26 protein-coding genes are annotated in these 22,213 nt (G+C 59.6%); 18 read left to right on the top strand and 8 right to left on the bottom strand.

What is annotated here, in order from left to right; all coding sequences use genetic code 11:
* Positions 1-477: a chemotaxis protein CheW gene (locus ELE36_RS15975; protein WP_129835018.1), complete on the top strand. Its 477-nt coding sequence runs from the start codon at positions 1-3 to the stop codon at positions 475-477.
* Positions 478-508: 31 nt separating this feature from the next.
* Here the strand turns inward: ELE36_RS15975 and ELE36_RS15970 are convergent, their stop codons facing one another.
* Both ELE36_RS15970 and ELE36_RS15965 read right to left on the bottom strand, forming a co-directional pair.
* Positions 509-1,246, bottom strand: a complete 738-nt coding sequence (locus ELE36_RS15970; RefSeq protein WP_129835016.1) for a 16S rRNA (uracil(1498)-N(3))-methyltransferase — start codon at positions 1,244-1,246, stop codon at positions 509-511.
* A gap of 82 nt (positions 1,247-1,328) precedes the next feature.
* Complete coding sequence (locus tag ELE36_RS15965) at positions 1,329-2,699, bottom strand: adenosylmethionine--8-amino-7-oxononanoate transaminase (protein ID WP_129835014.1); 1,371 nt, start codon at positions 2,697-2,699, stop codon at positions 1,329-1,331.
* Between ELE36_RS15965 and gspG the strand changes: the two genes are divergently transcribed.
* The 14 genes from gspG to ELE36_RS15895 all read left to right on the top strand — a co-directional run bounded on the left by gspG (position 2,698) and on the right by ELE36_RS15895 (position 12,629).
* On the top strand, positions 2,698-3,201 hold the full coding sequence (gene gspG, locus ELE36_RS15960; RefSeq protein WP_425480882.1) for a type II secretion system major pseudopilin GspG: 504 nt from the start codon (positions 2,698-2,700) through the stop codon (positions 3,199-3,201). The genes ELE36_RS15965 and gspG overlap by 2 nt on opposite strands.
* Before the next feature lie 52 nt (positions 3,202-3,253).
* Positions 3,254-3,805, top strand: coding sequence for a type II secretion system minor pseudopilin GspH (gene gspH, locus ELE36_RS15955; RefSeq protein ID WP_165371653.1), 552 nt, complete (start codon positions 3,254-3,256; stop codon positions 3,803-3,805).
* Positions 3,792-4,190 carry a type II secretion system minor pseudopilin GspI gene (gene gspI, locus ELE36_RS15950; RefSeq protein ID WP_165371652.1) on the top strand — a complete coding sequence of 133 codons (399 nt, stop codon included), beginning with the start codon at positions 3,792-3,794 and terminating at the stop codon, positions 4,188-4,190. The genes gspH and gspI overlap by 14 nt, the downstream gene beginning before the upstream one ends.
* On the top strand, positions 4,187-4,864 hold the full coding sequence (gene gspJ / locus ELE36_RS15945) for a type II secretion system minor pseudopilin GspJ (RefSeq protein ID WP_129835008.1): 678 nt from the start codon (positions 4,187-4,189) through the stop codon (positions 4,862-4,864). The genes gspI and gspJ overlap by 4 nt, the downstream gene beginning before the upstream one ends.
* A complete protein-coding gene (gspK, locus tag ELE36_RS15940; protein WP_129835006.1) occupies positions 4,861-5,805 on the top strand; it encodes a type II secretion system minor pseudopilin GspK in 945 nt (314 codons plus the stop codon). The genes gspJ and gspK overlap by 4 nt, the downstream gene beginning before the upstream one ends.
* Before the next feature lie 102 nt (positions 5,806-5,907).
* On the top strand, positions 5,908-7,101 hold the full coding sequence (gene gspL, locus ELE36_RS15935; RefSeq protein WP_129835004.1) for a type II secretion system protein GspL: 1,194 nt from the start codon (positions 5,908-5,910) through the stop codon (positions 7,099-7,101).
* Entirely contained in the window at positions 7,098-7,583 is a 486-nt protein-coding gene (gene gspM / locus ELE36_RS15930; protein ID WP_129835002.1) for a type II secretion system protein GspM, read from the top strand. The genes gspL and gspM overlap by 4 nt, the downstream gene beginning before the upstream one ends.
* Before the next feature lie 49 nt (positions 7,584-7,632).
* On the top strand, positions 7,633-8,400 hold the full coding sequence (gene gspN / locus ELE36_RS15925) for a type II secretion system protein N (protein ID WP_129835000.1): 768 nt from the start codon (positions 7,633-7,635) through the stop codon (positions 8,398-8,400).
* Positions 8,401-8,407: 7 nt separating this feature from the next.
* The gene (locus tag ELE36_RS15920; protein ID WP_129836941.1) at positions 8,408-9,202 is read left to right on the top strand and encodes an inositol monophosphatase family protein; all 795 of its coding nucleotides are present in this window, start codon (positions 8,408-8,410) and stop codon (positions 9,200-9,202) included.
* Positions 9,203-9,244: 42 nt separating this feature from the next.
* Positions 9,245-9,805 (top strand): ADP compounds hydrolase NudE, encoded by a 561-nt coding sequence (nudE, locus tag ELE36_RS15915; RefSeq protein ID WP_129834998.1) that lies wholly within the window; start codon positions 9,245-9,247, stop codon positions 9,803-9,805.
* A complete protein-coding gene (gene cysQ, locus ELE36_RS15910) occupies positions 9,802-10,623 on the top strand; it encodes a 3'(2'),5'-bisphosphate nucleotidase CysQ (RefSeq protein ID WP_129834997.1) in 822 nt (273 codons plus the stop codon). Before nudE ends, cysQ begins: the two co-directional genes overlap by 4 nt.
* A 40-nt stretch (positions 10,624-10,663) precedes the next feature.
* Positions 10,664-11,500, top strand: coding sequence for a nucleoside triphosphate pyrophosphohydrolase (gene mazG / locus ELE36_RS15905; RefSeq protein ID WP_129834995.1), 837 nt, complete (start codon positions 10,664-10,666; stop codon positions 11,498-11,500).
* 427 nt (positions 11,501-11,927) lie between these two features.
* Positions 11,928-12,233, top strand: a complete 306-nt coding sequence (locus ELE36_RS15900; RefSeq protein ID WP_129834993.1) for an Mpo1-like protein — start codon at positions 11,928-11,930, stop codon at positions 12,231-12,233.
* Positions 12,234-12,245: 12 nt separating this feature from the next.
* Positions 12,246-12,629 carry an MAPEG family protein gene (locus tag ELE36_RS15895; RefSeq protein WP_129834991.1) on the top strand — a complete coding sequence of 128 codons (384 nt, stop codon included), beginning with the start codon at positions 12,246-12,248 and terminating at the stop codon, positions 12,627-12,629.
* A gap of 49 nt (positions 12,630-12,678) precedes the next feature.
* Here ELE36_RS15895 and ELE36_RS20415 read toward each other — a convergent pair whose 3' ends face one another.
* Positions 12,679-14,598, bottom strand: coding sequence for a tetratricopeptide repeat protein (locus tag ELE36_RS20415; protein WP_165371651.1), 1,920 nt, complete (start codon positions 14,596-14,598; stop codon positions 12,679-12,681).
* A gap of 360 nt (positions 14,599-14,958) precedes the next feature.
* On the opposite strand from ELE36_RS20415, the gene ELE36_RS15885 reads away from it, so the two are divergent.
* The gene (locus tag ELE36_RS15885) at positions 14,959-15,591 is read left to right on the top strand and encodes a YceI family protein (RefSeq protein WP_165371650.1); all 633 of its coding nucleotides are present in this window, start codon (positions 14,959-14,961) and stop codon (positions 15,589-15,591) included.
* Positions 15,592-15,684: 93 nt separating this feature from the next.
* Here ELE36_RS15885 and ELE36_RS15880 read toward each other — a convergent pair whose 3' ends face one another.
* Positions 15,685-18,156: an ABC transporter permease gene (locus ELE36_RS15880; RefSeq protein WP_129834987.1), complete on the bottom strand. Its 2,472-nt coding sequence runs from the start codon at positions 18,154-18,156 to the stop codon at positions 15,685-15,687.
* Positions 18,153-18,842 (bottom strand): ABC transporter ATP-binding protein, encoded by a 690-nt coding sequence (locus ELE36_RS15875; protein ID WP_129834985.1) that lies wholly within the window; start codon positions 18,840-18,842, stop codon positions 18,153-18,155. Before ELE36_RS15875 ends, ELE36_RS15880 begins: the two co-directional genes overlap by 4 nt.
* Here ELE36_RS15875 and ELE36_RS15870 point away from each other — a divergent pair.
* On the top strand, positions 18,841-19,482 hold the full coding sequence (locus ELE36_RS15870; protein ID WP_129834983.1) for an arylesterase: 642 nt from the start codon (positions 18,841-18,843) through the stop codon (positions 19,480-19,482). The genes ELE36_RS15875 and ELE36_RS15870 overlap by 2 nt on opposite strands.
* 225 nt (positions 19,483-19,707) lie before the next feature.
* Here the strand turns inward: ELE36_RS15870 and ELE36_RS15865 are convergent, their stop codons facing one another.
* From ELE36_RS15865 to ELE36_RS15855, 3 genes are all read right to left on the bottom strand, one after another.
* A complete protein-coding gene (locus tag ELE36_RS15865; protein WP_129834981.1) occupies positions 19,708-20,001 on the bottom strand; it encodes a DUF3144 domain-containing protein in 294 nt (97 codons plus the stop codon).
* Positions 20,002-20,116: 115 nt separating this feature from the next.
* A complete protein-coding gene (locus ELE36_RS15860; RefSeq protein ID WP_129834979.1) occupies positions 20,117-20,608 on the bottom strand; it encodes a cupin domain-containing protein in 492 nt (163 codons plus the stop codon).
* The gene (locus tag ELE36_RS15855; RefSeq protein WP_165371649.1) at positions 20,595-21,209 is read right to left on the bottom strand and encodes an RNA polymerase sigma factor; all 615 of its coding nucleotides are present in this window, start codon (positions 21,207-21,209) and stop codon (positions 20,595-20,597) included. The genes ELE36_RS15860 and ELE36_RS15855 overlap by 14 nt, the downstream gene beginning before the upstream one ends.
* Positions 21,210-21,467: 258 nt before the next feature.
* Between ELE36_RS15855 and ELE36_RS15850 the strand changes: the two genes are divergently transcribed.
* A complete protein-coding gene (locus ELE36_RS15850) occupies positions 21,468-22,196 on the top strand; it encodes a response regulator transcription factor (protein WP_129834975.1) in 729 nt (242 codons plus the stop codon).
* The last annotated feature ends 17 nt before the right edge of the window (positions 22,197-22,213 follow it).

The following is a 22,213-nucleotide window of genomic DNA, read 5'->3' as shown; positions in this document are numbered from 1 at the left end:
ATGTCTGAAAATCAAACTCGCGAAATTCGCGGCGTACTCATTCCGGTCAGCAATGGTCGCGTATTGCTGCCGAATGCGACGGTCGCCGAAGTGATTACGTATTCGCCACCCGAAGCGATTGCCGATGCGCCGAAGTGGTTGCTTGGTCGTTTGTCGTGGCGCGGCTGGCGACTGCCGTTGTTCTCGTTCGCACAACTCGCCGGCGTCGCCAGCGAAGAAAATCTCAGCAACGCGCGCGTCGTCGTACTGAAGGCGCTCAGCAACAATCCCAAATTGCCGTTCATCGCGATGCTTGCGCAGGGTTTCCCGCGCCTCACCACGATTACCCCAGAACTGCTGGTATCGGTCGAGCAAGATGATGCCGAACCCGCTCCCGGTGTGCAGGCGCAAGTCATCATGCGCGATGAGCGTGCGGTGATCCCGAATCTGCTGCAGATCGAAGCCGAGATCGACGCGGTAGTTAACGCCGCGGCGTAGATTTTTTCGACGTTTACGCTAGCGAAAAAGGCTAGCTGAAATCACCTGCCAGCGCATTCAGCGCCGCGAGTATTGCTGGCCCGGCAGTTTCCGTGCGCAGGATGCGCGGGCCGAGACGCAGGCCGCGGAAATTGCCCGCGCGCAGGATCGCTGTATCCGTGCTGGAAAATCCGCCTTCCGGGCCGATCACGATCGCAGCACCTTGAATTTCGTCGGCAACGTCGCGCAGTCCGATCTCGCCTTGTGGCAACAGCGCCAGGCGCAACCTCGTACTATCCGTCAGGCTTCCGGCCCACACCGGCAGACGCAGTGGTGCGCAGATTTCCGGCAATCGGGTGCGGCCCGATTGCTCGCATGCACTAGCAATAACCCCTCGCCAGTGTGCGATCCGACGTTCGGTACGATCCTCATCGAGCTTCACTTCGGTGCGTTCGGTGATCACGGGAACAATCTTCGCGACGCCGAGCTCGGTCGCCTTCTGCAGAATCCAGTCCATCTTTTCGCCGCGTGCCACGGCTTGCACCAAGGTCAGTTGTAGCGGCGATTCGTTGTCGATCGTGCGTTGCTCGCTCACTTGCACGGTCACCGAGCGCTTGGACACTCTGGTCAGTTCGGCGTCGTATTCGTTGCCGTCGCCGTTGAACAGCGTGACGCGGTTGCCGATCTCCATGCGCAACACGCGTGCAATATGTTCGCTCGCCTGTTCGGCCAACGCAACGCTGCTGCCAGCGAGCAGTGCTTGTTCGGTGTGGATTCGTATTCGACGCATGACGCGATGGTACTAGGGAATCGCAACGAGGGAACAGCACTGCGGTACACCGGACAAATTTCTACTTTTTTCGTAGCCGGAGTCAGTCGCGCAGCGTGATCTCGATGCCTTCGCGCGCGACTTCAACCATCAAATCGATCTCGTCTGGCGTGATCACGTACGGCGGCATGAAGTACACGATATTACCGAGCGGCCGCAGAATCATGCCGCGGCTGAGCCCGTGTTGATACACACGCAGCCCTCGCCGTTGCTCGGCGGGAAATACATCACGCGTGGTTTTGTCGCGCACCAATTCCACGGCGGCGATCAAACCGGTCTGGCGCACTTCGGCAACGTGCGGGTGCTCGCTTAATGGCGCAAGCGCATACGAAAGATGTGCGGCGAGCTCGCGGTTGCGTTCGAGCACGGGCTCATCGCGAAATATCGCCAGCGTCTCCAGAGCGGCGCGACACGCCAGCGCGTTGCCGGTGTAACTGTGTGAATGCAGGAACGCCTTGCCTGCGGAATACTCTGCATAAAACGCCTGATAGATCGCATCGGTCGTCAGCACTGCAGACAGCGCCAGAAAACCGCCCGTGAGGCCTTTCGACAGGCACAGGAAATCCGGCGTGATATCACCTTGCTCGCACGCGAACAGCGTGCCGGTGCGACCAAAACCCACAGCGATTTCGTCCGCGATCAGATGCACCTCGAATTCATCGCAAAGCTTGCGCAATCCGGTCAGATACGCGGGGTGATACATGCGCATGCCGGCAGCGCATTGCACCAGCGGCTCGATGATTACCGCACAGGTTTCGTGCGCGTGACGTTCGAGTGCGACGCGCATGTCGGCCAGTCGAGCGATCGAATAATCTTGCCAGCTTTGTTGCGCATCACGCTCGTAGCAATCCGGCGAAGTCACGAAAATCGGCGCGAGCAATAACGGCGCATAGGTGTCGCGATACAAGGCCACATCGGTCACTGAAAGTGCGCCGAGGGTTTCGCCGTGATAACTGCCGGTGAGCGCGATAAAGCGCGTTTTCTCGCCGCGACCGAGGTTGCGCCAATAATGAAAGCTCATCTTCAGCGCGACTTCGATACCACTCGATCCGTTGTCGGCGTAGAACACGCGCGCCAGTCCGGGCGGGGCGATACGCAACAATTCCTCGGCCAGCTCGATCGCCGGCGCGTGGCTGAAACCGCCAAGCATGACGTGTTCGAGTTTGTCGAGCTGATCCTTGATCGCCGCCGCGATGCGCGGGTTGGCGTGGCCGAAAATATTCGTCCACCACGAGCTCACCGCATCCAGATAGCGGCGTCCGTCGTAATCGATCAGCCACGCGCCTTCGCCGCGCGCCATCGGAATCATCGGCACGGTTTCGTGATCGCGCATCTGTGTGCACGGATGCCACAGCACGGCGAGATCGCGCGCGCTCCATGTGGCGTGGTTGTCTGGCTGAGAGAGGTTGGGCATGCTCTGTTATGATCAGCGCGAGTCGCAGGCAATACAAGGTATGAGCGCAATGTCGCAAGATCAATCAAAAAATTTCCGCAGCGCACGCAACCGCGGCTTCACCCTGATCGAAATTCTGGTGGTCGTGGTGATTCTCGGCATTCTTGCCGCAATCGTTGTGCCGCGCGTCATGGAGCACCCTGGCGAGGCGCGTCAAGTGCGTGCGAAAACCGATATCCAGGCCATCGTATCGGCGTTGAATATCTACAAGCTCGACAACTTCGTTTATCCGAGCAGCGAGCAAGGTCTGGATGCACTCGTGCACAAACCCAGTGGTGCGCCCGAAGCGCCGAACTGGAAATCCGGCGGTTATCTCGAACGCGTGCCGAAAGATCCGTGGGCTCATCCGTATCTGTACACCCATCCGGGTCAGCATGGCGATATCGACGTCTATTCGCTCGGCGCCGACGGCAAGCCCGGTGGCGAAGGCGAGGCCAAGGATGTCGGCAACTGGGAAGATTGAGCGCGGCAATCTGCGCTGTCTTCGCCTTGCACGAAATCCGTTACTTCCGCACATGATTTCTTCTCGCAACCATTTTTTTGCGCGGCGGCGTGATCGCAATTTCGCGACCGGATTTACCCTGATCGAGCTGCTAGTTGTCGTCGTGATCGTTGCTGTGCTCGCAGCCGCATTGACGTTATCGATCGGCTCGGCCGGCGGCGCGCGCCAGCTCGAACACGAGGCCGAAAAATTGCAGGCGTTGCTGACCCATGCGTGCGAACAGGCCGAGCTCGGCGGGCGCGAAATTGGCCTGAGTTTTGCCAAGGACGGTTATGGTTTCAGTCGCTTCGAGGGCGATCTCTGGCGTCCGCTGAAACTGGGTAACGAAGAATTGCGTCGTCGCCACTGGAACGGAATTATCCCGAGCCTGCAACGCAACGGTACGCGCATCAGCGTACTCACCGATCTGCCGGACAAACCACAGCTCGTGTGTTTTTCCTCAGGCGAAATCACGCCATTCGAACTCGATCTCGGCTTCGGCGAGCTCGACGTGTATTACAAACTCACTGGGCAACCGAACGGCGCACTCAAACTGGCGATGGTGAATGGCCATGTGCGTCCATAAGTCTGTCGCGATACCGCGCGCGCGTGGTTTCACCCTGCTCGAAGTGCTGATCGCATTGCTCATCCTTGCCATTGCATTATTCGCGTTGACGCGCACCGCCGGCAGCTCGGTGAGTAATTTTGCCGAGCTGCGCGACCGCACCCTGGCCGGCTGGGTCGCCGCCAATGTGCTGGCCGAAACGCGGCTCAAGAACGCGTTTCCCGATCCCGGAAAAAGCGACGGCGATCTGAAATACGCGGCGCGTGACTGGCGCTGGGAACTGGTCGTGCAGTCGACCGAGGAGCCGCGCATTCGTCGCCTCGATATCCGCGTTTCCAGCAAGCTGCAACCGCAAACGACACTGGCGCAACTGACCGGTTTTGCGGGACAGGATTTGAGTCCATGAAGCGTATCGCTCGCGGCTTCAGCCTGATGGAATTGCTGGTCGCGCTGGTGATCTTCAGCGCGATGTCGGCGCTGGCTTATGGCGCCCTGAGCGGCGTGGCGCGAACACGCGCAGAGCTGACGCGGCAGCAGGACGATTTTGCGCAACTCACACGCGCGGTTTCGATCTTCGAGCGCGACCTGCGCCAGGTTGCGGCGCGTCCGATTCGCGATAACTATGGCGTGCCGAAACCCGCTCTTATCGGCACGGTCGATCATATCGAATTCACGCGACTCGGTTTCGCTAATCCGCAGGCCGAGGCGCGCTCGAATCTCGAACGCGTGCTGTACGAATTTGATGACAAGAAAATCAAGCGCGGCACATTTGCTGTGCTGGATCGCGCGCCCGGTAGCACGCCGCAATTGATCGATTTGCGCAGCAATGTAAAGTCGCTGCAACTGCGTTATCTCGACAACAAGGGCCGTTGGCTGGACAGCTGGCCAACGCAGGACAGCACCGCGTTGCAAGACTTGCCGCGCGCGATCGAGTTTCGCATCGGCACTAACGAGATGGGCGAGATCTCACGCCTGATCGAGATGCCGACGAGCATGCCAACGAGTGCGCCTTCGAGTGGCGTCAACGGCGGCGGTAGCTCGCCGACACCCGTGCCGCTGCCGGTGGTGGGTGGCAAATGAAAAACGTGTCGTCGACGGCGGCACAGCGTGGTGTTGCGTTGCTTGTCGCGCTGCTGGTCGTGGCACTCGTCACCTTGCTGGTCGCGGGCTTGCTTGATCGCGGCGAACTCAGCGCCGCGCGCACGCGCAATTCGTTGCGCGCCGCGCAGGCGACGGCCTATGCGCAAGGTCTGGAAGACTATGCCGCTCATGTATTGCGTGCGGCCCAGATCGAGCAGCCGAACTTCGACACCAACAGCGATATCTGGGCGATTCCACTACCGCCGACACCAGTACCCGGTGGTACGATTTCGGCGCGCATGCGCGACATGAATGGCTGTTTCAATCTGAATAATCTGGGGAGCAATAATGCCGACTACCCGAAATATTTCAAGCGCCTGCTGAGGGCACTGCAACTTGATCCGACCTTGGCTAATGTGATCATCGACTGGCTCAGTATCAGTCCCACGGCATCTTCGGGTGGCGCAAAAGATAATTTCTATCTCGCGCAGCCTTTGCCTTATCGTTCAGCCAACCGCGTCTTCGCGCATGTCTCGGAATTGCGCCTGCTCAAGGGCGTGGACAACAATGTGTATCAGGCGTTGGCGCCGTATGTTTGTGTTTTGCCCACTGGCAGCATGATCAATATCAATACGGCGACGGTGCCGATATTGCGCATGTTGTCGGATAGCATGACCGAGGATCAGGCGACGCGTATCTGGAGTAACGGACAGGCTCACTATTTGTCTTTGGAAGCGGTTGGAGAGGATCTAAAGCAAAAACAAATCGCGCTTGATGGCGACGCAGCACTCATTTTTGGCGTGCAAAGCACCTATTTCCAAGCGCGGGGCGATATCACTCTCGATGCGTTGCCATTCACGTTTTTCAGCCTGATCGAACATCGCAACAATGGCGCCGATGCCGGAATCCGCGTGCTCGCGCGTTATCGTGGCAGCGATTGATATTGCGCGCGCCGTCCGCCAGCACTTCTGCCAGCACGTTCGCCGACGCTGCGTCGAGCCATCCGCTGCTACAATCGCCGCATCCTAACTGGCATCCGCTCCATGGCTGAACGTCTGCTGCTGCGTCTGCAATCCGACAATCAATTCTGCTGGCTCAATCAGGCCGAGGATGGCCGTGCCCTGGCCGGTTCCAGCGTCGGGTTGCCGTCGGCGCAAGTGCTTGCAGCGGCCAAGCAGATCGTCGTGCTCGTGCCATCTGCGCAAGTGTTGCTGACCGAGACCGCGACGGTCACGCGCCAGCGCAATCAACTGGCGCGCGCGATTCCGTACGCGCTCGAAGATCAGCTCGCGAGTCCGGTCGAGGAGTTGCATTTTGCGTTGCCCGAACATATTACCGGTGCGCAGATCGCGGTGGCGGTGGTCGCGCGCAATGTGCTGCAGGGCTGGATCGATCTGCTCGCCACGCACGACATTCGCGCCGATGCGCTCGTGCCGGATGCGCTCGCTTTGTCGGCGACGACCGGCGCGTTGTTGATCGAATCGCAGCAGTCGTTATTGCGTATTGGAGCGCAGCGCGCATTGAGTTGCGATACGGCATCGCTGGCCGAATGGTTGCCCGTGATCGCCGCAGATACCAGCCCGACCATCGCGCTGGAAGTTTTCGATTTTCGCGCCGCGCCCGCGCTGGATCTCGGCGTGCCGATCGCGAATTATCACGCCCAACAACGCGATCCGCTGCGACTGCTGGCGCAAGGTCTGGGTGCGACTCTGCCGCTGAATCTGTTGCAAGGCTCCTACGCGGCCAAACATCGCCAAGCGCCGGTGCAAAAACTGTGGCGTTGGGTGGCGATGCTGGCCGTCGCGACGGTTGTATTGGCGCTCGCGCATGCGCTGATTGTGCAGTGGCGTTTGCAGCGTGAAGCGAACGAAATCGATCTCGCGCAACGTGCGTTGCTGCACGAAACGTTTCCGGCGCTCACGCGTGATGATGATCCGCCCGGCCTAATGCATAGCGAACTCAATCGCCTGCGCGGCGGCGCCGAAATCGGTGGCCTGCTGCGTTTGCTCAGCCAGATTGCGCCGGTGCTCGGCAGCACCACGCGCATCACCACCAAGGGTGTCGAGTTTCGCAACGACACTTTGGAAATTTCATTGCGCACGCCCGATGTACCGATGCTCGACAGCCTGCGCGAGCGCCTTGCCACGCAGCCGGGTTTGAAAGTCGAAGTCACCGCAGCGAATCCGAACGAAGCCGGCGTCGATGGACGTTTGCGCATCAGTGGAGCCAAGCCATGAAGGTCTGGTGGTACGGTTTGCAACAACGCGAACGACGCATGCTGACGGTCGGTGGCGTGGTGTTGGCGCTGCTGTTGGCTTGGGCGTTTGTCTGGTATCCACTGACCCGCGCCCGCAGCGATTTGCAGCGCCAGGTGATCGATCAACGCCAGGCCTTGGCCGCGATGCGTGCCGATGCGAGCGAGGCGCAGCGCCTGCGCGGGCTTGGCGTGCAGGGTCAGAGTTCGCGTCAGGGCAAATCTCTGCTCGCGCTGGCCGATGCGAGTGCGCGCGGCGCGGGTTTGACCGGCGCACTGAAACGGGTCGAACCGCTCAGCGAAAAAAGTGTGCGTGTGAGTCTGGATGCGGCATCGTTCGATGCGCTCATGAACTGGCTCGAAAGTCTGGCACGGGACTGCGGCGTGCAGGCCACGGATTTTTCCGCCGATCGCGCCGATGGCGTCGGTCTCGTGAATGTGCGCGTGACCTTGGAAGATCACTGATCTATCCGATTTCAGATTTTTATCCATTCAAAACTCCAGGCAACACGATATGAAATTCATCCGTTACCTTTTTCTTTTTGTGGTCTTGCTCATCATCGCCGTGGGTGTTTTTGCATGGACGTGCCCGGCAGATTTTGCCTATCCATACGTTGCCAAGCGCCTCGGAGCGGTCAAGCTCGCAGGTTTGTCGGGCACGATCTGGGAAGGTCACGCCGACAACATGAGCGTGTTCGAAGTGCCGGTCGGCGCATTCGACTGGCATCTCGCGAAAAGCCCGCTGCTGTCGCGCGAAGTGCAGGCGCGGCTGGATCTGAAAGGTGTATTCGGCACCGCCGGCGGATTTGTCACGCGCATTGAAGACGGCACTATCCTTGCGCGCGACGGCAGTTTCCACTTGCCGGTCACACTGTTTTCCAAAGTCGTGGATATCCCGAATCTGCGGCTGATTGGCGATGTCGACGGCACGATCACCGAGTTGAAAATGCTCGGCAATCACGTCCAGTCAGCGAGCGGTTCGGTGCGCTGGACGCATGCCGGTGTGAGTGGTGCATCGGAGGCGCGTTTTGGTGACATCGTGATCCTGTTCGCCGCCACTGCGCCCGGCTCGGTCAAGGGCACAATCAAGGACGATGGCACCGGCGCACTGGCCGTGGATGGCGAGTTTGAAATCGGCGCTGGCCACTACGATGTGGTTGCCATACTCAGCGCGCGCGACAACGATCCGCAAGTGCTCGATGCCTTGCAGCACGTCGGGCAACGCCAGGATGATGGTTCGCAGTTGCTGAAAATTCACGGTGATACTTACAAGATATTTTGACGTGGCTATCGATAACGAATTTCTCTCGCGCGCGTTAAGCGTTGCACACGCCGCCGCCGATGCCGCCGATGTAATCATCCGTACGCGTTTTCGCGCGCAGGATTTTGCGGTGGTGCAGAAAGCCGACCAGACGCCCGTTACCGAGGCGGATCGCGAAGCCGAAGCCGCGATCAAGAATGTGCTGCGCGCGAGTTTCCCCGAACACGCATTTTATGGCGAAGAAGAAGGCCGCGAAGGCGACGGCGATTACCTCTGGCTGATCGATCCGATCGATGGCACCAAGGCGTTTGTGCGCGGTTATCCGATGTTCTCGACGCAGATCGCGCTGATGTGGCGCGGCGAATTGGTGCTCGGCGTTTCCGCAGCTGGCGAATACGGCGAGCGCGCGTGGGCGGTGAAAGGTGGCGGTGCGTTTCTCGACGGTCGCCGGATTTCGATTGCTGATACGCAGCAGCTCGGGCCGCTCGCAGCGATCTCGATCGGCAATGTCAAAACGCTGTCGCGCGGTCCCGGCTGGAATGTGCTCGCGAGCCTGATCCAGCGCAGCGGACGCATTCGCGGTTACGGCGATTTTCTGCATTATCACTTGCTCGCGCAGGGTTCGATCGACTTGGTGATCGAATCGGATCTGAACATTCTCGATGTCGCCGCGCTCGCAGTCATCGTGCGCGAGGCCGGCGGCGTGTTCAGCGATCTGGCCGGGCATGAACTCACGCTCGAAACCGGCAGTGTGCTCGCCGGCACGCCGGCGCTGCATGCGTTGGCTCTGCGCGAGTTTACGGACGCGCTCGGTCCGGTCTGAGCGGCGCGCCATTCCGGCCCGGCTTGCGGTTACAATTACGGCATGCAAAAGCCGCCGATCATCCATTCCATCACGCCCGCGCAAGGTAGCCATTTCCTCAAGGTCGAGATCCTCGATCTGGAGTTTTCGAACGGCGAGCGTCGCATCTACGAGCGCCTGAAATCTTCCGGCAGCGGGGCGGTGATCATCGTCGCGATGCAGGATGAAAACACCGTGTTGCTGGTGCGCGAATATGGCGCGGGCATCGATCGCTACGAACTCGGCCTGCCGAAAGGCCGGCTCGATCACGGCGAAAGTATTCTCGATGGCGCCAATCGCGAGCTGAAAGAAGAAGTCGGTTTCGGCGCGCGTGATCTGCGCCTGCTGACCACACTTTCGCTGTCGCCAGCGTACATGAGCAGCATGACCCACGTTGTGCTGGCGCGTGATTTGTATCCCGAGCGATTGCCTGGCGACGAGCCCGAAGAACTCGAAGTCGTGCCATGGCGCATGGACGATCTGCATACGCTGGTAGCGTTGCCCGATGTCACCGAAGGGCGTTCGATCGCGGCACTATTCATCGCGCGCGAATTCCTCGCCGGTCGTTTCCAGCCACGCGCATGAGTGGGCAGACGATCGACCTGGCCGACCTCGTAAAACACGCGTGCCGCATTGCGCGCGCGGCGGGGGAGGCGATTCTGCAAGTCTATCGCAGCGATTTCGCGGTCGAGCAAAAGCTTGATCGCTCGCCACTCACCGAAGCCGATCTCGCCGCGCACCACATCATCGTGAATGCGTTGCGCGCGCTCACGCCGGAGCTGCCGATTTTGTCAGAAGAATCGGCAAGCCTGCCGTGGAGCGAACGGTCGTCATGGACGCGTTACTGGCTGGTCGATCCGCTCGATGGCACGCGCGAATTCGTCAAACGCAACGGCGAATTCACCGTCAACATCGCCTTGATCGATGCGCATCAAACCGTGCTTGGCGTGGTGTATGCGCCGGTACTCGATGAAATGTATTTCGCCTGGGCCGGCGCGGAAAAAACCGGCGGCGCATTTGCGCAGCATACCGGCGAAGCCGAGTCGCGGCGTTTGCATACGCGATCCAGACCGCCGACCCTGATCGTCGCCGGCAGTCGTTCGCACGCCGATGTGCGACAGCAGGCGGCGCTGCAGAAAATCGGTGAACATGAATTGCAGGCGCTCGGTTCGTCGTTGAAATTTTGTCGGATCGCCGAAGCCAAAGCCGACCTGTATCTGCGCCACGGCCCGACCAGCGAATGGGATACCGCCGCCGCACAATGTGTGCTCGAACAAGCCGGTGGCGGCGTCTGTCAGTTCGACGGCACGCCGTTGCGCTACAACCGCGGCGAGTCGTTGCTGAATCCGGAATTCTTCGCGTTCGGCGATCCGGCCGTGCGCTGGCAGGATTTTTTGCATTGATGCATTTGTCGCCTTATCGATGTCATCGGGAATGACGATCATGAAACTCGATATCGACGCGCAAACATTTCCCGCCGCCGGCCGCCTGCGCGAATTGCTCGCGATCATGCAACGCCTGCGCGCCCCGGTCGGCGGCTGTCCGTGGGATGTGCAGCAGACATTCGCGACCGTGGCACCGTTCACGATCGAAGAAGCCTACGAAGTGGTCGATGCGATCGAGCGGGGCGATTTCACCGAGCTGCGCGATGAGCTCGGCGACTTGCTGTTGCAGGTCGTATTCCACGCCCGTATGGCTGAGGAAGCCGGACATTTCGATTTCTCCGATGTCACCGCGTCGATCTGCGAGAAGATGTTGCGTCGCCATCCACATGTGTTCGGCGATGCGCAGGTCGGCGATGCCGCCGCGCAAACGCGCGCATGGGAAGAACACAAACGCATCGAGCGCGAGGGCAGTGGAGATAACAGTGCATTGGCCGGCATCGCACGCGGATTGCCCGAGTGGCAGCGTGCAACCAAGCTGCAGAAACGCGCCGCCGCCGTTGGTTTCGATTGGCCGAATATCGAACCGGTGATCGCCAAGTTGCACGAGGAGCTCGATGAAGTTCGAGTCGAACTGGATGCCGTTGCTGTCGATAAGACCGATGCCGCCGCGCGGGAACGATTGGAAGATGAAATTGGCGATGTGCTGTTTGTTGTTGCCAATCTTGCGCGCCACGCCAAGGTCGATGTCGGCATCGCGTTGCGTCGCGCCAATGCCAAGTTCGAGCGTCGATTTCGCGCGATGGAAAAGCTCGCCGCCGAAGCTGGCAATACGCTTGTCCAGCTCGATCTCGCCGCGCAGGATGATTTGTGGAATCGCGTCAAGGCGCAGGAATGATTTTTCCGCGCTGATTCAGCGGGTCAGCATGATAAGTCGGTATCAAAAAAACGGCGAGCTTCCTGCTCGCCGTTAACAAAGGACTTTCTCCTCGCAAAGAAAAGCCCAACCGTGCGCCCCTGGGGATAATCAGACGCACGTTTACACCCACACGTTTACGGCATGAAATACAGGCCGGAATGAAAACGGCGTTGCAATACGCGCATCACACGACGCACCTGCAAGCGCAGGATCAGGTTCCAGTAGTGTCGTTTCATGGCCGTCTCCTCGGATTCCATCAATCGATAACGCGACGGTTCCGATTCGGTTGACGCGCATCACTGCAGTGCTGCATCGATATTGATCGCAGCGCGTGCGAGTCGTCGAACTTGAGTGCGCGTCGACAACGTTGCAGAATCTCCTGCCTGCGAACCACCGGAGATCAGCCATGAGCCAGACCTATGCGACATTCCGCGAGTTCTATCCGTTTTATCTGTCTGAGCATGTCAATCGCACGTGCCGGCGGCTGCATTTTGTCGGCAGCAGCGTCGTGCTGATCTGGCTGGTGGTTTCGCTGGCGACGCATCATCCGCTGTGGTTGTTCGGGCTACCGCTGATTGGTTACGGCTTCGCCTGGATCGGGCATTTTTTCTTCGAGAAAAATCGTCCGGCGACATTCTCGTATCCGTTCTACAGTTTTGCCGGCGATTGGGTGATGTATTGGGATATCCTGCGCGGACGTATCCCTCTGTAAATGGAAAATCCCATGCATTATGTCGAACTCGTGGCACTGCTCGCGCTGCTTCAGTTTCTGATTTTCATCGTGCTCGTCGGTCGCGCGCGCGGTCGTTATGGCATCAAGGCGCCGGCCACCAGCGGGCACGAAATCTTCGATCGTTATTTCCGCGTGCAACAGAACACGCAAGAAAACCTGCTGATGTTTCTGCCCGCGCTGTGGATCGCCGCGGCCTACTGGAATCCACTGTGGGTCGCCGCCGTCGGCGCGATTTATCTGGTCGGTCGAGTATGGTACTGCGTGGGTTATGTGCGCGATCCACGCAGTCGCGCGATGGGTTATTTGCTGACCGCAATTCCGATCGTCGTGTTGTTGCTCGCGGCGTTGTACGGTGTCGTGCGCACGATGATCTGAGGCATCAGCGAAGGGCCGCGTGATGTTGACGCGCGGCTTCGCTATCGAATTATTCCGGCAGTTTCATTTTCTGCAGTAGTAATTTGTAGCGACTGTCGCTGCGAAGATTTTGCAGCAGCGGATCGTTCTTGATGTCGCTGCATTCGGGGTCGCGCTGCGATTCCGCGCGATCGAGCCAGACGAACGCTTGATCGATCTCCTGGCGATAGGCATGGATTCGAGCGATGGCAAAGGCGACATCGCTCGCGCCGCGGTTTTCCAGTGCGACCAATTCCGCATCCGCTTCGGCCCGTCGCCCCAATACGAAATACACGAGTGCCAGACCAGCACTGCGCGCGCGTGCATCGGTTTCATGCTGCAGCAATTCCAGCGCCAGCGCGGTATTGCTCGCCGCGAGTTTCACTTCGGCCAACAAGGCATACACCGGCTGCTCGGGATTGATGTCGAGCGCCTTGCGCAAATGCGACTCGGCCGCGGTCAATCTGCCGAGCGAATAATTCATTTCACCGAGCCATTGCTGGTAACGCGCATCGAGCGGATCGAGCGCGGCCGCCTGCTGCATCAGGCCCAAGGCTTCTTCCACGTTGCCCAGCGAACGCCTGATGTCACTGAGTAGCGCAAGCACTTCGGCATTGCCCGGTTCGAGCGCCAGCACGTTGCGATACTCGCGTTCTGCAGCCGTCCAATCCCAGTCGAGATACGCATACACAATGCCGAGCGCGAGTTGTGCATCCGCGAGTTTGGGGTCGAGCAACAGCGCGCGGCTTGCCGCCTCGTGTGCCTCCGCCGCGATAGTGTCGGCAGCGACGAGTTGATTGGTGGATTGATAGACCAGCGCCCGCGCCAACTCTGCCCAGGCCGGCGCATACGCTGGATCGAGGCGGGTCGCCTGATGCAGGTAATCGACGATCGCCTGTGCTTGTGCCCTGCTGCGGTTGCCGTGACGCAGCGCGCGCGCCTGAAAATACGCTGCATAGGCGGCACTGTTCGGCGCTGTCGCTGTGGAAGGATGTGCAGCGCTTTGCAGCGATGCAAGCAAGGCTTTTTTGACTTCCATCGCGATGTCATCCTGCACCATCAGGATGTCATCCAGCGAACGATCGTAAGTGTTCGACCAAACATGGTAGCCATTCTCGGCGCGAATCAGCTGTGCCGTGACGCGCAGCGTCTTGCCCGACTTGCGCACGCTGCCTTCGAGCACATAAGCGACACCGAGCGTTTTTGCGATTTCGGCAATCGTGATTTGCTTGCCCTTGAAGTAGAACGACGAGGTGCGCGCCGGGACGCGCAGGCCCGGAATCTTGCTGAGCATGTCGATCAGTTCTTCGGTCATGCCGTCGGCAAAATATTCCTGATCCATCTCTTCGGTGAGATCGAGAAACGGCAACACGCCGATCGATTGCGCGGACTCGGTTGCGCTGGTCGATGTGCCGCTAGATAGCTCGGACGGAGCACGCTTCAGCAACAAATAGGCGACTGCCAACATCAGTGCGGCCAGGATTGTCACGGCGAAAATCACGACAGTTTTCTTGCGACTCGATGGCTGAGTTTTCGCCTCGATCGTTACCGATCCAGATGGCTCGCCGCTTGCCGGTATTGATCGATCCGCTAATCCGGGGGATAGCTCGACGACCGCATCCGCTGCTGGGTCGACCCAGTCGCTAACCGCCGCCACCATGCGATACCCAAGCCGCGGCACGGTCGCGATGTAGCTCGGTTGCCGCGCGTCGTCGCCAAGCAGACGGCGCAGCGACGTGACCGCCTGATAGACCGAATCCGGCGTCACGATCACGCCAGCCCAGACATGGTTCAGCAGCTCGACTTGACCGGCGCGTGCGGCGAGGCACAGCAGCAAACGCATCGCGCGCGCCTCGATGCGAACGATTTCTCCCGCGCGCGAAATTTGTCCAGCGGCCGGGTTGATGCACCAATCGCCGATGCGCAACGGGTTGGCGGGAAATTCTTCCATGCGTGTCTGGTTCGGGATGTGTTTTGTGAAAGGGAAATCGACTGGCGCCGATTGTAGCGACGTGGACGCGCGACGACGACTGCGACTCTGTCACGCCCATTGTCGAACTCGAAAACTCAGCCTTGACCGTGGTTTCTGCGACGTTTTTCAGAAGTCTTCAACGTCTTTCAGCGCGATTTCAGATCTGTTTCAGGACTTCGTCGATCTTGGCTGCGCATAGTAACCCGGCACTCACCGCTTGAATTCATAACGATGAATCTCGCCAGGGTTGCGATTGCGAGCGCGTCGGATATCGAATCGCTCGCCCATTTTGTCTGCCATCAACCGGCGATTTGCCGGGCCGCACAGGAGTCCACATTCATGATTTGTCGTATCGCTCTCGCCGCACTTTTTTTCGCCTCCGCGCCGCTGCATGCCACCACCTACCGGCTTGAACCGGAATACACGCAGGGAACGGTTCGCTGGAATCATCTGGGGTTCTCGCATCCTGCCGCGCAATTCAGTCAGGGCGAAGGCGCGATGGAATTCGATGCGGCCGATCCGACCAAATCGTCGGTGACGGTCTCCATTCCGCTGGCCAAGATCACTACTGGCGTGCCCGACCTTGACGAGGAATTTCAATCAGCGAAATTTTTCGACACGGCCAAGTTTCCGAACGCGACGTTCGAGAGCAGCAAGGTCGAGAAGGGGGCCATGCCGGATCAACTGAAGATCATTGGCGAACTCAATCTGCATGGTGTGACCCGACCAGTCACGCTTATGGCCACGATCATCAAGGTGGGTACAAATCCGCGCAGCAGTTTGCCGAACATCGGCTTCGAGGCGACGACCACCATCAAGCGCTCCGACTTCGGTCTCGGCAAATTTGTGCCACAGGTCAGCGATGATGTCCGCATCGACATCAACGTTGAGGCGGTCGATGCGAAAGCCTACGCGGAGCAGCAGAAAGCCGAAGCAGCCGAAGAGGCCGCCAAGGCTGCGGTGAAGAAATAATCGCGGCACGCTTCAGCGGCTGGAGTAAAGCGCCGTACGCGCAGAATTATCAAAACGCGGACGGCGTTTTATCGATGCCCATAAATCGCTCGTTTAACCGCGTTGCAACACGCTCATCGGCGTGATGCGCGCGCGCGTGCCAAGCCAGCCGGCCAAGGTGACCAGCACAATCGCGGCGATGATACCGGCGCCCAGCCCGAGCAGCGGTGGCACAAATCCGATATCAAAAACGTTGCGCGCGAGCAGGATGCCGGTAGCGCTCGCACCGAGCGCAGCAACGCCGCCGCTGAGTGCGCCGAGGAAACCGAATTCGCCAAGCACCGCGGCGTTGAGCTGGCCGCGACGCGCCCCGAGCGTGCGCAACAACGCCGCCTCGAAACGCCGTTCGTCGCTCGTGGTATTCAACGCCGCGGTCAGCACGAGCAGGCCGGCGATCAGGCTGAACACCAGCACCCATTGCGCGGCGCTGCTGACCCGACCGATCAGATCGCGCACGCGATCGAGCAGGGCATTGATATCGATCAACGACAGGTTGGCATAATCGTGCGTGAGCGAGGCGAGTTGCGCCTGCTGTTGCGGCGGCTCATAAAAACTCGCGACATAGCCGTGCGGCAGCGATTGCGCGTTGGCCGGATCGAGCAGCAGGAAAAAATTCACGCGGAACGAATTCCAGTTGACCTTGCGGATGTTGCGTATCGTCGCGACGATATCGCGCTCACCGACACGCAGGCTCATGCGATCGCCAAGCTGCAGATGAAACATTTCGGCCCAGGTCGTATCCACCGAAAGTTGCGGCTCGGTAGTGTTGGCATCGAACCAACTGCCGCTGATCAGCGCATTCGATTCCGGTAACGTCGTGCTCCACGAAATGCGCGTCTCGCCATTGATCCAGTTCGCCGCGCGCGAGTCGGGATAATCCTCGACCTTCGGTACACGACCGTTGATCGCGATGAGTTTGCCAATCGCCAGCGGCAGGATATTGAGTCCGCGCGCACCGGCCGTTTCGAGTTTCTGCACCACCACATCGCGCTGCTCGGCCTGCAGATTCAGCAGAAAATAATTCGGCGTATCGGCCGGCAATTCAGTGCGCCAGCCTTGCAGCAATTGCGGGCCGACCAGCGCCATGATGAACAGCGCGGTCAGGCTCAAGCTCAGCGCCGTGCTCTGGATCAAACTCAGGCCGCGACGACGCGCGAGATTGGCCAGACCGAAACGCAATGCGCCCGGCAAATGTCGCGCCAGTCGCAGACAGACGCGGATCAGCACGATGCCGAGCAGCCATGTCAGCGCAGCGACCGCGAGCAGGCTGCCGGCGAGGATGGTGGCGAGTTTCAGGCTGTCGCTCTGCGCATAAATCAGACCCGCGCTGACGATAACCGGCAGCAGATACAGCGCATCGAAGCGTCGAGATTTGGTCGCGAGTTCGCGCTGGAAAACGCGCACCGGTGGCACCTCACGCAAACGCAACAGCGGCGGCATCGCAAAGCCGATCAACACAGCGATGCCCACACCGAAAGCGGCGAGACTCGGCAGCAATGGCAGCGCCGGCAAAACGCCCGGCAACAAATCTTTGGCGAGCGCGAGTACGCCAGCCTGCAGTCCAAGCCCGAGCAAAACGCCGACGATGCACGCCGGCAGCGCAAGCAGCAACAGCTCCAGCAACAACGCGAGCAGCACTTCGCGGCGACTCGCACCGAGGCAACGCAGCAACGCCACTTCATCAGTCTTGCGGCGCGCAAATCGCTGCGCCGCGAGCGCCACGGCAATGCCCGAAAGCAGCGCCGACAACAACGCTGCGAGACGCAGGAACGACGTGCCGCGATCAAATGCGGTACGCAGATTCTGTTGCGATTGTTCGAGCGTGACCAACTCCGCGCCGGCGGGCAGCAGCGGTTTGACCCAGTCGCGAAAACGCGTGAGCGCGGCGGCATCGCCAGCCAACATGAGCTTGTGCCGCACGCGACTGCCCGGGCCGAGCAAACCGCTGCGCTGCGCATCCGGCAATGCGATCAGCACGCGCGGCGCGAGCGCGAACATTTGTCCACCATCGGGTTGGCTGAGAATCTCGCCGGCGATGTGCAAGGTCTGATCGCCGAGCGCGAGTCCGCCGCCCGCTTGCAGGCCGAGCGCGGTCAATACTTCATGTTCGACAAATACGCTGCCGGACGGCGGCGCGTTGGCGCTGTGTTCGCGGCCATCGACATCGCGCACGCGCAGCGTGCCGCGCAACGGATACGTGGCATCGACCGCGACGATATTGCACATGCGGCTCTTGTCGCCGGCGAACAATACGCTCGGGAATTCTGCGCTCGCAGCGCTGCTCAGACCGAGCTGTTGCGCTTCGTTGCGCCACTCGTTTGGCAACGGCGTGCGTGCCGACACACCGAGATCGCCGCCCATCAATTCCGCCGCACTGGCGACGATCGATTGTTCAATGCGCGCACCGAGCGTGCTGACCGCGCCGAGCGCCGCCACGGCGAGCACGAGCGCGAGCGCGAGTATCGTCAATTCGCCGTGGCGAAATTCGCGGCGCAGCGCGCGCCACGCAAACGCAAACGGTTTCATGCGGCGATATCCAGCGCGCGCCCGCTTTCGAGATGGAGACGATTGCTGCAACGTGCGGCAAGTTTCAGATCGTGCGTGACCAACACCAGCGTGGTCGCGTTGGCCTGGTTCAGATCGAACAACAATTCGCTGACGGCATGGCCGGTGCGTGCATCGAGATTGCCGGTCGGCTCGTCCGCAAACAGCAACTGCGGCTTGTGCACGAACGCACGCGCGAGTGCCACGCGCTGCTGTTCGCCGCCGGAAAGTTGATACGGATAATGGCGCGTGCGCGCGCTCAGTCCGACCGCGGCCAGTGCGGCATGCGCTTCAGTGCGTGCATCGGCGCGACCGTCCAGTTCGAGCGGCAGCATCACGTTTTCTTCGGCGCTCAACGCCGGCAGCAGATGGAACGATTGAAACACAAAACCGACCAAACGCCGCCGCAATGCCGCGCGTTGTTCTTCGTCGAGCGAGTTGAGCGAAATGCCGCCGAGCAGGATTTCACCGGAGCTCGGCGAATCGAGTCCGGCCAGCAATCCGAGCAACGTGGTCTTGCCCGAACCCGAGGCGCCGACAATCGCCAGGCTGGCGCCGCGCGCGAGTTGGAAGCTGATGCCGTTCAGGATATCCAGTCTACCCTCGGGGCCCGACACCACTTTGCTAACATCGTTGGCAACAATCATTGCTGCGGAGTCTTGATTCATGCGTTATCTACTTTTTATTGGTTTATTGAGTCTGGGTTCGTTGCTCTTGCCATTGCACGCACTTGCCTTGGATCGGGCGCCGATTCTGGTGCTTGGCGATTCGCTTTCTGCTGCGTATCGCATCGCACCGGAATCCGGCTGGGTGGCGCTGCTCGACACGCGGCTCAAGCAGGACGCCCAACTTTCGCGGCCCGTGATCAACGCCAGCATCAGCGGTGAAACCTCCTACGAGGGCCGCATGCGGCTGCCGGCCTTGCTCGCCGAACATCATCCGGCACTCGTGCTGGTCGAGCTCGGTGCCAACGACGCATTGCGCGGCCAGCCACTGGAAGGGGCACGTGACAACCTCGAAAACATCATCAAGCTGAGCCAGGCGTCCGGTGCCAAGGTGTTGCTGATTGGCATCGAGATCCCGGTCAACTACGGCACGCGTTATCGCGACGGCCTGCGTACCATGTATCGGGACTTGAGCGCGCAATTCAAGTTGGCGCTGCTACCGTTTCTGCTCGAAGGCGTCGCGCTGGATCCGGAGCTCATGCAGGACGATGGCTTGCATCCGCGTGCCGTGGCCGAGCCGCGCGTGCTGGAAAATGTCTGGACGGTGCTTGAGCCGACCCTGCGGGCTATGTCGCGCAAGTAGACGGTGAGATTGGTTGAGCGCTTGAGCAGACTTGCTGCGCTATGTGACGAGTAGCGGCAGCACACTGTGCTGTGTTGAATTGCTAGATTTCATTCGCCTATCCGACGCACTGATCATGAAAAAATAGTCAGAACGGCAACAGTAAGCGACTTCTTCATGGGCAGTCTCTAATGCTCAAATATAGCCGTGCGCATCGCATTCGCTGGAATTACTTGTTGCACGGGCTCAGGATTCGGTATGCAGCGTGTATTTGTCGAAGTGCTCAATGTAGTCATCAAGATTCTCGATAAGCATGGCTCGATATTGCGCCATAAAATATTCGATGGTTTCATCCTTGGCGCCCTTCATTTCGTCCACAGTATTAAAGCTTCGCGCGCTGACAAAGGCATTGAACCGTGCGGTTGCGTACATCAGCGATGCACTAACCTTGCCTCTGCCGATATCCTTGTTCTGCTCATTGGCGAGATAAATTACAGCATCGGCTCGTTCGTAAAAGTGAGGGTCGGTAGATTCGGACATGTGTTTTCTCTTGAGGTCCAACGCTGATGTGGGTGGCTGCTGCCACACTACGCATGAACATATCACGACCTATCGCAGACGCTTGGTCGACCAGTTAGGGTTGATCAGACCATCCTTAAGGCTTACTAGCAAGCCGTGCCAGCACCTCAGCATCCGGCACGAGCTCGCTGCGTATCATCAGCACCGCGCCCTCAGGCGCAAAAAAATCACTATGCACCACGCCGGGCCGTGCGAACAAAAAATCGCCCGCCGCATAACGTCGACCGTCATGCATCACGTAACCCTGCATGACCATGCATTCTTCTTCCTTGTTGTGCGGATGCGGCGGCACACGCGAGCCGGGTTCAAGTTTCCACAATGACGTCTGCGTGCCTTTTTCCTTGTCGAGGCGCAACGTCTTGATCGTGATGCCGGGCAGCAACGGTTTCCATTCGCCTTCGTCCGCGAGTACCACTTCGGTGTGCGGTTTTTTGGCATCAGCCAGCACGCGCGCACGCATGCGCGATTGCAACTCCGTACTCAACGGCAGCGGATTCAGCGCGGTCGCGAGCAGGCTGAGCGTGGCCTGATCGAGAATATCGCTGCTGATGGGTTTACGCGGAGCCATGTTCTAAGCCAACTTTCTGCAATTGTTGTTTGAGCGCGATCAGGCCGCGCCGGATATGCGATTTTACCGTGCCCAGCGGCATGCCGGTGCGCTGCACGATCTCCTGATGCGAGGCATCTTCGAGAAACGCCAGGCCAATCAGGCGGCGTTGAATCGCGGGCAATTGTTGTAGCGCCAGACGAATCAAGGATTTTTCCTGTAATGCGGAGGTGAATTCATCCAGCGGTTGGTCTTCACTTTCCGTATACGCGAGCTCAGGGCTGACTGGATGCAACTGATCGCCACCGCGCGCGCGCTGGCGCCGCAGATGATCCAGCGCACGACTGCGCGCGATCACGAGAATCCAAGCCAGCGGCGCGCCGCGTTCGCGCTCGTAACGTTGCGCGTTCTGCCAGACCTGGCGATACACATCGCACGTGATTTCTTCGGCATCGGCGGCGATATTCATGATCCGCGCGACCACGCCATACACCTTGGCTACGGTGCAATCGTAGATTTCGGCGAGCGCGGTTTCATCCTGCGCCTGCAATCGGGCGATCAGCGCCGCGAGGATTTCGTCAAAATCCTCCCGGCCGGATGCGTTGTGTGGGCTAGCAATCATGCAGCAGATATTTTCATGGCGTAACCGCGATTTATACAAGCAACGATGTCGGCTGATTGTGAGTATCGCGCTTTTGCGGCGCATACATGCGGATCGTGACCTACTTCACCGCTGCGCGTGCGTGATTGCAACGCGCCATGTTCGACTCAGGCCGAGCCGGTAAAATAGTTGCCGCGATAAAATGGTTTTGCTGTAGGATTTTGCTCGAAGCTGGCGGCGTATTGCGCCGGAAGCTGCTTCGCTACTAGGAGTGTATCGATGAAGCAACGCGATGAACTTGCCGGATTTATCCTGCTGGTCGAAGACAACCGCGACATCGCGGAAATGGCCGGTGGGTTTCTCGAAAGCCGCGGTTACAGTCTGGATTATGCTGCCGATGGGGTGACCGGCTTGCACTTGGCCATAACCAATAGCTACGACGTGATCATCCTCGATCTCATGCTGCCCGGCATGGATGGCTTGGAGGTATGTCGCAAACTGCGCCACGAAGGCAAAAAATCCACTCCGGTGCTGATGCTCACGGCACGTGACACACTCGACGACAAACTCATCGGGCTGGACGCGGGCGCCGATGACTATCTGGTCAAGCCGTTTGAGATTCGCGAGCTCGAAGCGCGCGTGCGTGCACTGATTCGTCGCGAACGTCGGCAAGTCAGCGCGGAAATTCTGAAGGTCGGCGATCTCGTGCTGGATACCGCCACCCTGCGCCTGACGCGCAGCGGGCAGGATCTCGTGATCTCGCCAATCGGCCTGAAATTGCTGAGTATCCTGATGCGCGAATCGCCGCGTGTTGTCAGCCGCCGCGACATCGAGCGCGAAGTCTGGGGCGATCTATTACCCGATTCCGATACCTTGCGCAGCCACCTGTACAACCTGCGCAAGGTGATCGACAAACCGTTCCAGAAAACCCTGCTGCATACCATCCACAGCGCGGGTTATCGACTGGCGGATCTCGATGCCGAAAGCATCGAAAACGAGAGCGCATAAAATCGATCGACGCTACC

The organism is Pseudolysobacter antarcticus (genome assembly GCF_004168365.1).
Classification (GTDB): domain Bacteria; phylum Pseudomonadota; class Gammaproteobacteria; order Xanthomonadales; family Rhodanobacteraceae; genus Pseudolysobacter; species Pseudolysobacter antarcticus.
This window is presented reverse-complemented; position numbering and strand designations above follow the sequence as displayed.